Origin of the sequence: Arthrobacter sp. NPDC080082, from assembly GCF_040686595.1 — a bacterium.
Lineage (GTDB): Bacteria > Actinomycetota > Actinomycetes > Actinomycetales > Micrococcaceae > Arthrobacter.
Genome location: NZ_JBFBKQ010000007.1, coordinates 89,750 through 101,787 on the forward strand (window position 1 = coordinate 89,750; position 12,038 = coordinate 101,787).

Consider the following 12,038-nt stretch of genomic DNA (forward strand, 5'->3'; position numbering starts at 1 on the left):
CTGACCACCGATCACCAGATAGGACCTCAACGATGACGACTCCTTCAGAAACCACCGTCACCCGGCACGTGCCGGCAAACCTTCCCACCACCATCCAGCACTACATCAACGGCCGGTTCGTGGACTCCGTCTCCGGGAAGACGTTCGACGTCCTGGACCCGGCCTCCAACCAGACCTACGCCACCGCGGCCGCCGGCCAGAAGGAGGACATCGACCTCGCCGTCGCCGCCGCCCGCGAGGCCTTCACCAACGGCCCCTGGCCGACGATGAAGCCCCGCGAGCGCGCCCGGGTACTGAACAGGATCGCCGACGCCGTCGAGGCCCAGGAGGCCCGTCTCGCCGAGCTGGAAACCTTCGACACCGGCCTGCCGATCACCCAGGCCAAGGGCCAGGCCCTCCGCGCCGCCGAGAACTTCCGCTTCTTCGCGGACCTGATCGTGGCCCAGTTCGACGACGCCATGAAGGTCCCGGGCGCGCAGATCAACTACGTCAACCGCAAGCCGATCGGCGTCGCGGGCCTGATCACCCCGTGGAACACCCCGTTCATGCTCGAGTCCTGGAAGCTCGCCCCGGCCCTGGCCACCGGCAACACGGTGGTGCTCAAGCCGGCCGAGTTCACCCCGCTCTCGGCCTCCCTGTGGGCCACGATCTTCAAGGACGCCGGCCTCCCGGACGGCGTCTTCAACCTGGTCAACGGCCTGGGCGAGGAGGCCGGCGACGCCCTTGTCAAGCACCCGGACGTCCCGCTGATCTCCTTCACCGGCGAGACCACCACCGGCCAGACGATCTTCCGGAACGCCGCTGAGAACCTCAAGGGCCTCTCGATGGAGCTCGGCGGCAAGTCCCCCTGCGTCGTCTTTGCCGACGCAGACCTGGACGCCGCGATCGACTCCGCCCTGTTCGGCGTCTTCTCGCTCAACGGCGAGCGCTGCACCGCCGGGTCCCGGATCCTGGTCGAACGCCCCGTCTACGAGGAGTTCTGCGAGAAGTACGCCGCCCGGGCGAAGAACATCGTCGTCGGCGACCCGCAGGACCCCCGGACCGAGGTCGGCGCCCTGGTCCACCCCGAGCACTTCGCGAAGGTGGCCTCCTATGTCGAGATCGGCAAGACCGAGGGCCGGCTGCTGGCCGGCGGCGGCCGGCCGGAGAACCTTCCCGAGGGCCTGGACAACAGCAACTACATCGCCCCGACCGTCTTCGCCGACGTCGCCCCCAACGCGCGGATCTTCCAGGAGGAGATCTTCGGCCCCGTCGTCGCCATCACCCCGTTCGACACGGACGAGGAGGCCCTCGCCCTGGCCAACAACACCAAGTACGGCCTCGCCGCCTACATCTGGACCCAGAACCTGACCCGCGCGCACACCTTCTCACAGAACGTCGAGGCCGGCATGGTGTGGCTCAACAGCCACAACGTCCGCGACCTGCGCACTCCGTTCGGCGGCGTCAAGGCCTCCGGGCTGGGCCACGAGGGCGGCTACCGCTCGATCGATTTCTACACCGACCAGCAGGCCGTCCACATCACCCTCGGCAAGGTCCACACCCCCAAGTTCGGCGCCTGAGTCTTCCAGCCAGCGCTCACCTGCCCCCCCTTTCAACGAAGAGAGACCCCCATGACCGATTTCATCCCCACCCCCACCGTCCCGGCGCCGGACATCGTCCGCTGCGCTTACATGGAAATCGTCGTCACCGACCTCGCGGCATCCCGCGCGTTCTACGTGGACCTGCTCGGCCTGCACGTGACCGAGGAGGACGAGAACGCCATCTACCTGCGCTCCCTCGAGGAGTTCATCCACCACAACCTGGTGCTGCGCAAGGGACCGGTGGCCGCCGTCGCCGCCTTCGCCTACCGGGTGAAGTCCCCCGCCGAGGTGGACGCCGCCGAGGCCTACTACCGGGAGCTCGGCTGCCGGGTGGAGCGCCGCAAGGAGGGCTTCACCAAGGGCATCGGCGACGCCGTCCGGGTCGAGGACCCGCTGGGCTTCCCCTACGAGTTCTTCTACGAGGTGGAGCACGTCGAGCGCCTCACGCAGCGCTACGACCTGTACTCCGCCGGCGAACTGGTGCGCCTGGACCACTTCAACCAGGTCACCCCGGACGTCCCCCGCGGCCGCAAGTACCTGGAGGACCTGGGCTTCCGGGTCTCCGAGGACATCAAGGACTCCGACGGCGTCACCTACGCCGCCTGGATGCACCGCAAGCAGACCGTGCACGACACCGCCCTGACCGGCGGCAACGGCCCGCGCATGCACCACGTCGCGTTCGCCACGCACGAGAAGCACAACATCATCCAGATCTGCGACAAGATGGGCGCCCTGCGGATTAGCGACCGGATCGAACGCGGCCCCGGCCGGCACGGCGTCTCCAACGCCTTCTACCTCTACATCCTGGACCCGGACGGGCACCGGATCGAGATCTACACCCAGGACTACTACACCGGCGACCCGGATAACCCCACGATCACCTGGGATGTCCACGACAACCAGCGCCGCGACTGGTGGGGCAACCCGGTGGTCCCGTCCTGGTACACCGAGGCGTCCCTGGTCCTGGACCTGGACGGCAACCCTCAGCCGGTCATCGAGCGCACCGACGCCTCGGAAATGGCCGTCACGGTCGGCGCCGATGGCTTCTCCTACACCCGCAAGGACGGCTCCCCCGAGGGTGACCGGACCGGGTTCAAGCTCGGCGCGCAGCTCTGACCATGATGGAGCAGGCGGCGATCGAGGCGATCGCAGACGAACTGGTGGACGCGGGCCGGACCCGCACCCCGGTGCCCCGGCTGACGGCCCGGTACCCGGAGATGACGGTGGAGGATTCCTACGCCGTGCAGCGGCTCTGGCGGCGCCGCAACGAGGACGCCGGCCGGACCCTGGTGGGCCGGAAGATCGGCCTGACCTCCAAGGCGATGCAGGCGGCCACGGGCATCACCGAACCGGACTACGGTGCGATCTTCGATGACATGGTGCTGGAGACCGGCTGCTCCGTGCCGTGGGACCGGTACACCCACCCGCGGGTGGAGGTGGAGCTCGCGTTCGTGCTCAAGGACGGGCTCAAGGGCCCCGGCGTGACGCTCTTCGACGTGCTGCGGGCCACCGAATACGTGGTGCCGGCACTGGAGATCCTGGACTCCCGGATCGAGATGGAGGGGCGGACCATCGTGGACACCATCGCGGACAACGCCGCGATGGGCGCCATGGTGGTGGGCGGCAACCCGGTGAAGCCGGGCGACGTCGACCTCCGCTGGGTCTCCGCCATCCTCTATAAGAACCAGACCGTCGAGGAAACCGGCGTCGCCGCCGGCGTCCTGGACCACCCGGCCAACGGGGTGCACTGGCTGGCGAACAAGATCGCCGCCCACGGGGACGCGTTGGAAGCCGGGGACATCATCCTGGCCGGGTCCTTCACCCGCCCGCTCTGGGTCTACCGGGGCGACACCGTCCACGCCGACTACGGACCGCTGGGAGCCGTGACATGCCGTTTCGACTAGAAGAAACCTTCCGCGACGCCCTCCACCGCCGGGCCGAAGGGGTCCGGCCGCTGGCGGGCATGTGGGTCTGCTCCGGCAGCCCGCTGATCGCCGAACTCTGCGCCGGCTCCGGCCTGGACTGGCTGCTGGTGGACGCCGAGCACAGTCCCAACGGGCTGGAATCCATCCTGGCCCAGCTCCAGGCCATCCACGGCTACCCGGTCCACACTATGGTCCGGCCGCCGGTCAACGACACCGTCCTGATCAAGCAGTACCTGGACCTGGGCGTGCAGAACCTGCTGATCCCCATGGTCAACTCCGCGGCGGAGGCCGAAGCCGCGGTGGCCGCCACGCGCTACCCGCCGCAGGGGGTCCGCGGGGTGGGGTCCGCCCTTGCCCGCGCCGCGCGTTGGAACCGGGTCCCGGACTACCTCGCCCGGGCCGGGGAGACCATCAGTGTCACCGTCCAGATCGAGTCGACCGCCGCCGTGGACGCGGTGGCGGACATCCTCGCCGTCGACGGCGTGGACGCCATCTTCCTGGGCCCCTCGGACCTCGCCGCCTCGATGGGGCTGCTGGGACAGCAGGAGCACCCCGACGTCGTCGCCGCCGTCGAACGCTGCCTCGCCGCGGCGCGGGAGGCCGGGAAACCCGCCGGCGTCAACGCCTTCAACCCGGCGACGGCGGACCGCTACCGGGCGGCCGGAGCTGCCTTCATCCTGGTGGGCGCCGACGTCGCGCTCCTGGCCCGGGGTTCCGAGGCGCTCGCCGCACGGTTCTGCGTAAACGGCCCGCCTGGGGAACACACGGGGGCGGACGACGGCGCCGCGGCGGGCGGCGGGACGGCCAGCTACTGAGGCCGCCGGAGGGGGGCCGCCGGAGCCCGCAAATTTTACGGCGGCCCTAAACTTTTCGGTGAGGAATACCGGCCGAAAATCCGCGGAATACCGGGGTACGCTGGGAGCTGATCCGGGCCCGACGAGGCCACATCCAGCCAGGAGTTTTTCCGTGTCCCAGCACGCACCATCCAACCAAAACCACGCCCACGGCGACGCCCGGCCGGCCGGCTCCGGCCACACCCCGGCAGCGTCGATGACGGAGCACAAGCCCGCCGACATCCGGCGCTGGCGCCAGTACCTGGCCGACGAACGCGCCGAGGCCCGCGTCTACCGGGAACTGGCCCAGAACCGCAGCGGCGAGGAACGCGCCATCCTGCTGTCCCTGGCCGAGGCCGAGGGCCGGCACGAAGCACACTGGCTGCAGCTGCTCGGCGAGCACGCCGGCCGGCCGCGTCCGGCGTCGCTGCGCAGCCAGCTGCTGGGCTTCCTGGCCCGGCACTTCGGCTCGGTGTTCGTCCTGGCCCTGGCCCAGCGGGCCGAGAGCCGCTCCCCCTACGCCAACGACCCGTCCGCAACCCCGGCCATGGTCGCGGACGAACAGATCCACGAGGAGGTGGTCCGGGGCCTGGCAACCCGCGGCCGCAACCGGCTCGCCGGCAGCTTCCGCGCCGCCGTATTCGGCGCCAACGACGGACTGGTCAGCAACCTCTCCCTGGTCATGGGCATGGCGGCGTCCGGCGTCGGCAGCTCCGTGGTGCTGCTCAGCGGCGTCGCGGGCCTCCTGGCCGGTGCGCTGTCCATGGGCGCCGGCGAGTTCATTTCCGTCCGCTCCCAGCGTGAGCTGCTGGCCGCCACCCGGCCCACCCAGATCACCCTCGCCGCTGCGCCATCCCTGGACATCGAGCACAACGAACTCGTCCTCGTCTACCTGGCCCGCGGCATGTCCCGGGAGGCCGCCGAGCACCGCGTCGCCGAGCGGATGGGCCTGCTGGACTGCGACTGCGATCCGAGCCTCTCGCTCCAGCCGGAACTGCCCGAGGCCGAGGACCAGCACGAGGCCGTCGGCACGGCCTGGGGCGCGGCGGCCTCGAGCTTCTGCTTCTTCGCCTCCGGCGCGATCATCCCGATCATCCCGTTCGTCCTGGGCATGACCGGCGTCGCCGCCCTGGTGGTCTCCGCCGGCCTGGTGGGCATCGCGCTGCTGCTCACCGGCGGCGTCGTGGGCCTGCTCTCCGGCACCTCCCCGGTCACCCGCGGCCTGCGCCAGCTGGCGATCGGCCTGGGCGCCGCCGCCGTCACCTACCTGCTGGGCCTGGTCTTCGGCGCGGTGGTCGGCTAGTGGAAGACCCGGGCCCCCGGAACCGGCCGCCGCGGCACAGCCGTGCCGCCGGCGGCTTCCGGGCGGCCCGGAACCTGGCGGCCGTCGCGTTCATCGCGGTGGCCGCTTTCGCTACCGCCGGGCTGGTCTACAACGATCCCCGGCTGACCGAGCTGCTGGGGCTCTCCCACGACTCCACCGCCCGACGCGTGCCGGGGACCGGGCTGGGCACCGGGCCCGGCGCCGTCGGACACGCCACGGCCAGCAGCCCCGCCCGGCAGGCCGGGGTCCCGGCCGACGGCACGGCCATGGCCGTCCCGCCGCCCGGCTACGAGGAACAGGACCAGCCCCTCGGCCAGGCCCGAAAACCCGCGGCGGCCAGCAGCTCCTTCAAGTTCCTGGCCACGAACCCGGACGGCGGCCCCGTGGGCTACTCGCCCTGCCGGCCGCTGCACTACGTGGTCAACGCCGCCCTGGCCCCGGCCGGCGCGGAAACCCTAGTGGAGGACGCCATCAAGACAGTCGCCGCCGCGACCGGGATCAGGTTCGTCAGCGACGGCGCCACCACCGAGCTGCCGTCCCAAACCCGCGCCCCGTACCAAAAGGACGCCTACGGGGACCACTGGGCACCCCTGCTGATCGCCTGGACGACGCCGGAGCAGGCGCCGCAGCTGGAGGGCCCCGTGATCGGCACGGGCGGCAGCACGCACTTCAGTTTCGGGGGCGGCCCCAAGACCTACGTCACCGGCAGCCTGGAACTGGACGCCCCGCAGATCACCGAGGAACTGCGGCGCGGCGACGGATCCGCCTACGCCACCGCGGTCATCCTGCACGAACTGGGCCACGTCATGGGCCTGGAGCACGTCACCGACCCGGACCAGCTGATGTATCCGGAGATCGGCGCCCCGGACGGGCTCGCCGCCGGCGACCTGAACGGCCTCTACGAACTCGGCCGCGTCCCCTGCCGCAAGGACCTCTAGGGCTCAGGAGTCCAGGACGGCCAGCGCCTCTTCGACCGAGTCCACCAGGAAGATCCGCCGTTCCATCTGCCGGCCCGAGGCGATGCTCTGCAGCAACGGCCATGCCGGGTAGCGGCGCAGCCAGTGCTCCCGCCCCACCAAGACCATGGGCGTGATGGTTTCCGGCGCCCCGTAGTAGTTTTCGCAGGCGTCCTGGAAGATCTCCTGGATGGTGCCGCCGGAACCGGGCAGGAACACGATCCCGCCGTTGCACAGCTCCAGCAGGACCGTCTCGCGGATGGAGTTCGCGAAGTACTTGGCGATGTGGGTGGCGAAGTAGTTGGGCGGTTCGTGCCCGTAGAACCAGGTGGGAATGCCCAGCGACGGCGTCCCGTCCGGGTGGCGTTCGACGACGGCGGCGGCCGCCCGGGCCCAGGCCGACACGGAGGGCCGGAAACCCGGCACCGCGGCCAGGTCCGCCAGCGCCTGACGGAAGTCGGGTTCGGCCGCCCCGCTGAGGTAGGCGCCCAGGTTGGCGGCCTCCATGGCGCCCGGGCCGCCGCCGGTGGCCACCAGCCGCCCGGCGCGGGCGAGCAGCCGCCCGAGCAGCGCGGCCTCCATGAAGCCGGCCGATCCCCGGGTGGCGGCGTGGCCGCCCATCACCCCAACCAGGGTCTTTCCCCGGGCCGCGTCGGAGCGGGTGAATTCTTCCAGGGCGTCCCCGATCGCGTGGTCGTGGAGGGCGGCGGCGAGGGTGGCATCGAGGCGGCGGCGCTGCCCGGAGTGGATGCTCCAGTGGTAGATCCGGGCGTCCGGGGTGTCCTCGTAGCGGGTCTCCGCGATGCCGGCGTAGAGCTCCTCCGGGGTGTACAGCGTTCCGCGGTAAGGGTTGAACGGCACCTTTTCCAGCCTGGGGAAGATCAGCGCGCCGCCGGCCCGGAGCATGGCCTCGACCCCGTCGTCGAAGGTGCAGCCCAGGAAGACGGCGCCCTGGACGTCGGCGGCTTCCAGCGCCGCGCGCCGGCCGCGGAGGTCCAGGGACTGCAGGTGCCAGCCGTGGAGGGATCGGGCGCCGCCGGACACCAGCCGGTCAAAGCTCTCCAGGCTCTCGACCTCGAGGGTGCGGGGGCTGGGGTGCAGGCTGCGGGCGGCGCTCATCCGGCACTACGCCCGGACGTCCGGGGCGGGTACGTCCCGGGCGGGTACGTCCTGGGCGCGCCGCTCGGACAGGTACCGGTCCAGCCGGGCCAGGGTCTGCTCCAGGTTGGCGGGGTGCCGGCGCAGGTAGCCGGCCAGGCGCAGCAGGAACCGTCCCCGGACCGCGCGGGCGTCCCACTGTTCGGTGACCAGGGTGCCCGCGACCCCGGACTCGGTGGCCGGTTCCAGCAGGTACCGCCAGATGTGGCCGTAGAAGTGCCGCCAGGCGATGCGCCGGCCCTCCTCAAACTCACAGACGGTATTGAGGATCTTGTAGTCCACCCCGATCTTCATCTCCATGCCGAACCGGGCGCCGGGTCCCAGCCGTTCAGGGCCGCGCGGCTGGGCGCCCTTCACGGTGCCGGAGCCGTCGATCTCGCTGTGCAGGGCGGGAGTGGCCAGCACCTCGAAGATCTCCTCCGGGGAGGCGGCGATGAAACGGCTGCGGGAGACCAGGTACCGGTTGTTCATCCGGCAATCCTAGCCTCCGGCGCGCGGTGGGACGGGCGCCGCGGCGGGGCCCGAAACGTGGTGCAAAATGAGGCATGCAGATTCCGACCTCATCCGCCGGAGGACCCCGCATCGGGGTGCCCGTCCGGCTCAGCAGTTCCTCCGACCCGGACCCCAGGGTGGGCGAGGCGAACGACCTCTTCGACTACATCGTGGCGCTCCTGCGCGGGGCCGGCGGAGAGCCGGTGCTCCTGACGGATGCGACGGGCGTGCGCGGACTCGACGGCGTCGTCCTGCCCGGCGGCGGGGACCTGGACCCGGCGCTCTACGGGCAGACCGACGGCGGCACCTGCTACGACGTGAACGCGGCCCAGGACGAGCTCGACCTCGCGGTGGCGCGGGAGGCGATGGACGGCGGCGTTCCGGTGCTGGGCATCTGCCGGGGGCACCAGCTGCTGAACGTGCTCTACGGCGGCACCCTGGTCCAGGACATGGACCCGGGCGCGGTGCCGCACCGGGAGGCCGTCCCGTCCGACGATCCGGTCCACGACGCCGGGCCGTGGGCCTGGCACGACGTGGACATCGTGGCCGGTTCGAAGGTCGCCGCCCTGTACGCGGGCTGGAATCCGCAGCGGGTCAGGATCGCCTCCGGACACCACCAGGCCGTCGCCCGGGTGGGCAACGGCTTGGTGGTCACGGCACTCGCCGATGACGGGACCGTGGAGGCGCTGGAGGATCCGGCGCGCTGGTTGGCCTCGGTGCAGTGGCACCCCGAAGCCGCAGAACTTCCCGCGGGCGAGCGGCTGGCGCCGTTCGCGGCGTTCGTGGCGGTGTGCCGGCAGCGGCTGCCGGCGGACCGGACGGGAGCCTAGGCCCGGCCCGCGGCCACGGGTTCGGCGGTTTCCGCGGGGGCGGCGGCACCGGCGTCGTTCACGACGCCGTCGTTCATGGCCCCGTCGTTAGTGCCCGCGGTCCGGGCGGGGGCGTTCCGTGCCCGCTTCGCGGCGCCGGCGGCGGCGACGGCCATCACCACGAGCCCGGCCAGCGTGGTGGCCGCACCTGCCCAGATCGGGGAGGTGTAGCCCAGTCCGGCGGTGATGGTGACGCCGCCCAGCCAGGCGCCCAGGGCGTTGCCGACGTTGAACGCGCCGATGTTGGCGCCCGAGGCCAGCGTGGGGGCGCTGTCCGCGTACTTCATGACGCGCATCTGCAGGCCGGGGACGGTGGCGAAGCCGAAGCCGCCCAGCAGCACCATGGAGGCGATGGTCATCGGCTGGTTGGCGGCAGTGAGAGCGAAGACCACGAGCACCACTACGAGGGCAGCGAGCACCACCAGCAGGGTGCGGTCCACGTTCCGGTCAGCGGCCTTGCCGCCGATGGTGTTGCCGATGAAAAGTCCCACGCCGAAGAGGATCAGCAGCCACGGGACGGTGCCGGCGGAGAAGCCGGTGACCTCGGTCAGCGTGAAGGCGATGTAGGTGAAGGCGCCGAACATGCCGCCGTAACCCAGGATGGTGACCAGGATGGACAGCCAGACCTGTCCGGACCGGAAGGCACGGAGCTCACCGCGCAAACCGCCTGCGGTAGAACCAGCGCCGGTGTCGCCGGCACCGGTCCGCGGGACCAGGGCCAGGATGCCGGCCAGTGCCAGGACCCCGATGACGGTGATGGCCCAGAAGGTGGAGCGCCACCCCGCCGCCTGGCCCAGCATGGTGCCGAAGGGGACGCCCAGAACGTTCGCGGCGGTCAGGCCGGTGAACATGATGGCGATGGCGCCGGCCTTCTTGGTGGGCGCGACCATGCTGGCGGCGACCACCGCGCCGATGCCGAAGAAGGCACCGTGCGCGAGTGCGGCGATGATCCGGCCCACCATCATGACGGTGTAGCCGGGTGCGAGGGCGGAGATGAGGTTGCCGGCGATGAACAAGACCATCAGGGCGGCCAGCACGGGCTTGCGCTCGAACCGGGTCACGGCGGCGGTCAGGGCCAGCGCCCCCACGACGACGGCGAGCGCGTACCCGGAGATGAGCCAGCCGGCGACCGCCTCGGTGACGTGGAAATCCGCGGCGACCTGCGGCAGCAGGCCCATGATGACGAACTCGGTGAGTCCGATTCCGAACCCGCCGAGGGCGAGTGCTATCAGGCCGATAGGCATGGATGACTCCTTCGAAAACTGTACTGAAAGTGGGGGGACGCGTAAGCTATTAGTTGCAGACGCGTTATTTATTGTTGCACACGCAACTATAGCGCGCAAGCAACTACTTTAGGTTGGCCGGGCACGGGATGGCGCCGCGGGCGGTCCTATTGGGAAAGGAAGCACACGAATGGGCATCAAGGACGACGCCGTGGAGGTCCGCGCACAAGGCTGGCGCACCCTCGCGGCCCTGCATGGACTGATCGAGACGGAGCTGGAACGGGCCCTGCAGGCCGAGGCAAAACTCTCGGTGGTCGAGTACACCGTTCTGGACGCACTCAGCCGCCAGGACGGCTGGCACATGCGGATGCAGCAGCTCGCCCGCGCGACCGCACTGAGCGCGAGCGCCACCACCCGGCTGGTAAACCGACTCGAGGACCGGGCCCTGCTGACCCGGATCCTCTGCGACGACGACCGACGCGGCATCTACACCGAACTCACAGCCAGCGGCATCGCGCTCCTGGAGCAGGCCCGGCCCGTCCACGACAGCACACTGGAGCGCGCCCTGGCCGCGGCACAGGACATCCCGGAACTTGCCCCGCTGGTGGACGCCCTCCCCCGGCTGCACGCCGTCGCCTGAGGCCGGGGATTGACACGGCTCGGAGAGCCGGTCCCGCGCAAGGCATCCGCCACTCTGGGTCTGGCGCATGCGCCCTTGCAGCGGTACCGTTAAACAACCATCTGGTTGATCAAGCGTTGAGTTGATTACTCCTCGGTGACCAGTCGATGGCATGCCACGCACCGCGGCTGCACCTCCGTCTTTGAGGGGGCACTTCATGGTCCACGACGACGACCAGCTCGACTCCGCCTTCCTGGCGCTGGCCGATCCCGTCCGCCGCAGGATCATCGCCCGGCTCAGCCGGGGGCCGGCCACGGTGAACGAACTGGCGGAACCCTTCGCGATCACCAAGCAGGCGGTCTCGAAGCACATCCAGGTCCTCGAACAGGCGGGGCTCGTCACGCGCACACGCGACGCCCAGCGCCGGCCCGTCCACCTGGACCCCGCACGGCTGGAGGCACTCACCGCATGGATCGACCAGTACCGGCTGGTCCGCGAGGAGCAGTTCCGCAGCCTCGACGCCGCGCTCCACACCCAGGCCGCAGCACGCGGCACCCAGGCAAAGGACTCATCATGAGCAACGCCCTGAAACTCAGCGTCCCGGAAGGGTTGCCCTTCATCGACTTCGAACGGGACTTCGACTTCCCCGTGGCGGACGTGTTTCGCGCCCACAAAGACCCCGCCCTGATCGTGCAGTGGCTTGGCCCGCGCGGGATGAGCATGGAGGTGGACCACTACGACTTCCACACCGGCGGCAGCTACAGCTACACCCACACCGGGCACGACGGCGTCCCGCACGTTTTCAGCGGCGTCTTCCACACTGTCCGGGAGAACGAGTTCGCCATCCAGACCTTTGAATTCGACGGCTACCCGGACGTGGTCAGCATCGAATTCATGACCTTCACGGATCTCGGCGACGGCCGCACCCGGCTCAGCGCCCATGCGGTCTACCCCAGCATGGAGGCCCGGGACGGCATGGCCCAGTCCGGGATGGAGGGCGGCCTGAGCGAGGGCTACGAACGGCTCGAGGAACTGCTGGCCGGCGCCAGGGTCTGACCG

13 protein-coding genes are annotated in these 12,038 nt (G+C 70.5%); 10 read left to right on the forward strand and 3 right to left on the reverse strand.

The features are described 5' to 3' along the window. The first annotated feature begins 32 nt into the window (after positions 1-32). From hpaE to AB0O44_RS14695, 6 genes are all read left to right on the forward strand, one after another. On the forward strand, positions 33-1,559 hold the full coding sequence (hpaE, locus tag AB0O44_RS14670) for a 5-carboxymethyl-2-hydroxymuconate semialdehyde dehydrogenase (RefSeq protein WP_364138663.1): 1,527 nt from the start codon (positions 33-35) through the stop codon (positions 1,557-1,559). A gap of 51 nt (positions 1,560-1,610) precedes the next feature. Beyond that, entirely contained in the window at positions 1,611-2,696 is a 1,086-nt protein-coding gene (gene hpaD / locus AB0O44_RS14675) for a 3,4-dihydroxyphenylacetate 2,3-dioxygenase (protein WP_290258660.1), read from the forward strand. Between the two features lie 2 nt (positions 2,697-2,698). Next, entirely contained in the window at positions 2,699-3,484 is a 786-nt protein-coding gene (gene hpaH, locus AB0O44_RS14680; protein WP_290258661.1) for a 2-oxo-hept-4-ene-1,7-dioate hydratase, read from the forward strand. Continuing rightward, positions 3,469-4,320 carry an HpcH/HpaI aldolase/citrate lyase family protein gene (locus AB0O44_RS14685; RefSeq protein ID WP_364138667.1) on the forward strand — a complete coding sequence of 284 codons (852 nt, stop codon included), beginning with the start codon at positions 3,469-3,471 and terminating at the stop codon, positions 4,318-4,320. The genes hpaH and AB0O44_RS14685 overlap by 16 nt, the downstream gene beginning before the upstream one ends. Before the next feature lie 151 nt (positions 4,321-4,471). Beyond that, positions 4,472-5,641, forward strand: a complete 1,170-nt coding sequence (locus AB0O44_RS14690) for a VIT1/CCC1 transporter family protein (RefSeq protein WP_364138670.1) — start codon at positions 4,472-4,474, stop codon at positions 5,639-5,641. Beyond that, entirely contained in the window at positions 5,641-6,600 is a 960-nt protein-coding gene (locus AB0O44_RS14695; protein ID WP_364138673.1) for a matrixin family metalloprotease, read from the forward strand. The genes AB0O44_RS14690 and AB0O44_RS14695 overlap by 1 nt, the downstream gene beginning before the upstream one ends. 3 nt (positions 6,601-6,603) lie before the next feature. Here the strand turns inward: AB0O44_RS14695 and AB0O44_RS14700 are convergent, their stop codons facing one another. Together AB0O44_RS14700 and AB0O44_RS14705 are read right to left on the reverse strand one after the other, a co-directional pair. Continuing rightward, positions 6,604-7,737 (reverse strand): Rossmann fold nucleotide-binding protein, encoded by a 1,134-nt coding sequence (locus AB0O44_RS14700; protein WP_364138676.1) that lies wholly within the window; start codon positions 7,735-7,737, stop codon positions 6,604-6,606. 6 nt (positions 7,738-7,743) lie between these two features. Next, a complete protein-coding gene (locus AB0O44_RS14705) occupies positions 7,744-8,247 on the reverse strand; it encodes an SRPBCC family protein (protein ID WP_364138679.1) in 504 nt (167 codons plus the stop codon). Between the two features lie 74 nt (positions 8,248-8,321). Between AB0O44_RS14705 and AB0O44_RS14710 the strand changes: the two genes are divergently transcribed. Continuing rightward, positions 8,322-9,098 carry a gamma-glutamyl-gamma-aminobutyrate hydrolase family protein gene (locus AB0O44_RS14710; protein ID WP_364138682.1) on the forward strand — a complete coding sequence of 259 codons (777 nt, stop codon included), beginning with the start codon at positions 8,322-8,324 and terminating at the stop codon, positions 9,096-9,098. On the opposite strand, the gene AB0O44_RS14715 is transcribed toward AB0O44_RS14710, so the two are convergent. Beyond that, positions 9,095-10,381, reverse strand: coding sequence for an MFS transporter (locus tag AB0O44_RS14715; RefSeq protein WP_364138685.1), 1,287 nt, complete (start codon positions 10,379-10,381; stop codon positions 9,095-9,097). The two genes, AB0O44_RS14710 and AB0O44_RS14715, sit on opposite strands and share 4 nt — an antisense overlap. Positions 10,382-10,550: 169 nt before the next feature. Here AB0O44_RS14715 and AB0O44_RS14720 point away from each other — a divergent pair, with 169 nt between their 5' ends. The 3 genes from AB0O44_RS14720 to AB0O44_RS14730 all read left to right on the forward strand — a co-directional run bounded on the left by AB0O44_RS14720 (position 10,551) and on the right by AB0O44_RS14730 (position 12,035). Continuing rightward, a complete protein-coding gene (locus tag AB0O44_RS14720; protein WP_364138688.1) occupies positions 10,551-11,000 on the forward strand; it encodes a MarR family transcriptional regulator in 450 nt (149 codons plus the stop codon). Between the two features lie 196 nt (positions 11,001-11,196). After that, positions 11,197-11,556 carry a metalloregulator ArsR/SmtB family transcription factor gene (locus AB0O44_RS14725; RefSeq protein ID WP_364138691.1) on the forward strand — a complete coding sequence of 120 codons (360 nt, stop codon included), beginning with the start codon at positions 11,197-11,199 and terminating at the stop codon, positions 11,554-11,556. Continuing rightward, positions 11,553-12,035, forward strand: a complete 483-nt coding sequence (locus tag AB0O44_RS14730; protein WP_364138693.1) for an SRPBCC family protein — start codon at positions 11,553-11,555, stop codon at positions 12,033-12,035. The genes AB0O44_RS14725 and AB0O44_RS14730 overlap by 4 nt, the downstream gene beginning before the upstream one ends. The last annotated feature ends 3 nt before the right edge of the window (positions 12,036-12,038 follow it).

Excerpts from the sequence above, each read along its gene's own strand:
- hpaE (WP_364138663.1), top strand. The coding sequence starts at position 33 with ATGACGACTCCTTCAGAAACCACCGTCACCCGGCACGTGCCGGCAAAC.
- hpaD (WP_290258660.1), top strand. The coding sequence starts at position 1,611 with ATGACCGATTTCATCCCCACCCCCACCGTCCCGGCGCCGGACATCGTC.
- AB0O44_RS14700 (WP_364138676.1), bottom strand. The coding sequence starts at position 7,737 with ATGAGCGCCGCCCGCAGCCTGCACCCCAGCCCCCGCACCCTCGAGGTC.
- AB0O44_RS14705 (WP_364138679.1), bottom strand. The coding sequence starts at position 8,247 with ATGAACAACCGGTACCTGGTCTCCCGCAGCCGTTTCATCGCCGCCTCC.
- AB0O44_RS14715 (WP_364138685.1), bottom strand. The coding sequence starts at position 10,381 with ATGCCTATCGGCCTGATAGCACTCGCCCTCGGCGGGTTCGGAATCGGA.
- hpaH (WP_290258661.1), top strand. The coding sequence starts at position 2,699 with ATGATGGAGCAGGCGGCGATCGAGGCGATCGCAGACGAACTGGTGGAC.
- AB0O44_RS14720 (WP_364138688.1), top strand. The coding sequence starts at position 10,551 with ATGGGCATCAAGGACGACGCCGTGGAGGTCCGCGCACAAGGCTGGCGC.
- AB0O44_RS14730 (WP_364138693.1), top strand. The coding sequence starts at position 11,553 with ATGAGCAACGCCCTGAAACTCAGCGTCCCGGAAGGGTTGCCCTTCATC.
- AB0O44_RS14685 (WP_364138667.1), top strand. The coding sequence starts at position 3,469 with ATGCCGTTTCGACTAGAAGAAACCTTCCGCGACGCCCTCCACCGCCGG.
- AB0O44_RS14710 (WP_364138682.1), top strand. The coding sequence starts at position 8,322 with ATGCAGATTCCGACCTCATCCGCCGGAGGACCCCGCATCGGGGTGCCC.
- AB0O44_RS14725 (WP_364138691.1), top strand. The coding sequence starts at position 11,197 with ATGGTCCACGACGACGACCAGCTCGACTCCGCCTTCCTGGCGCTGGCC.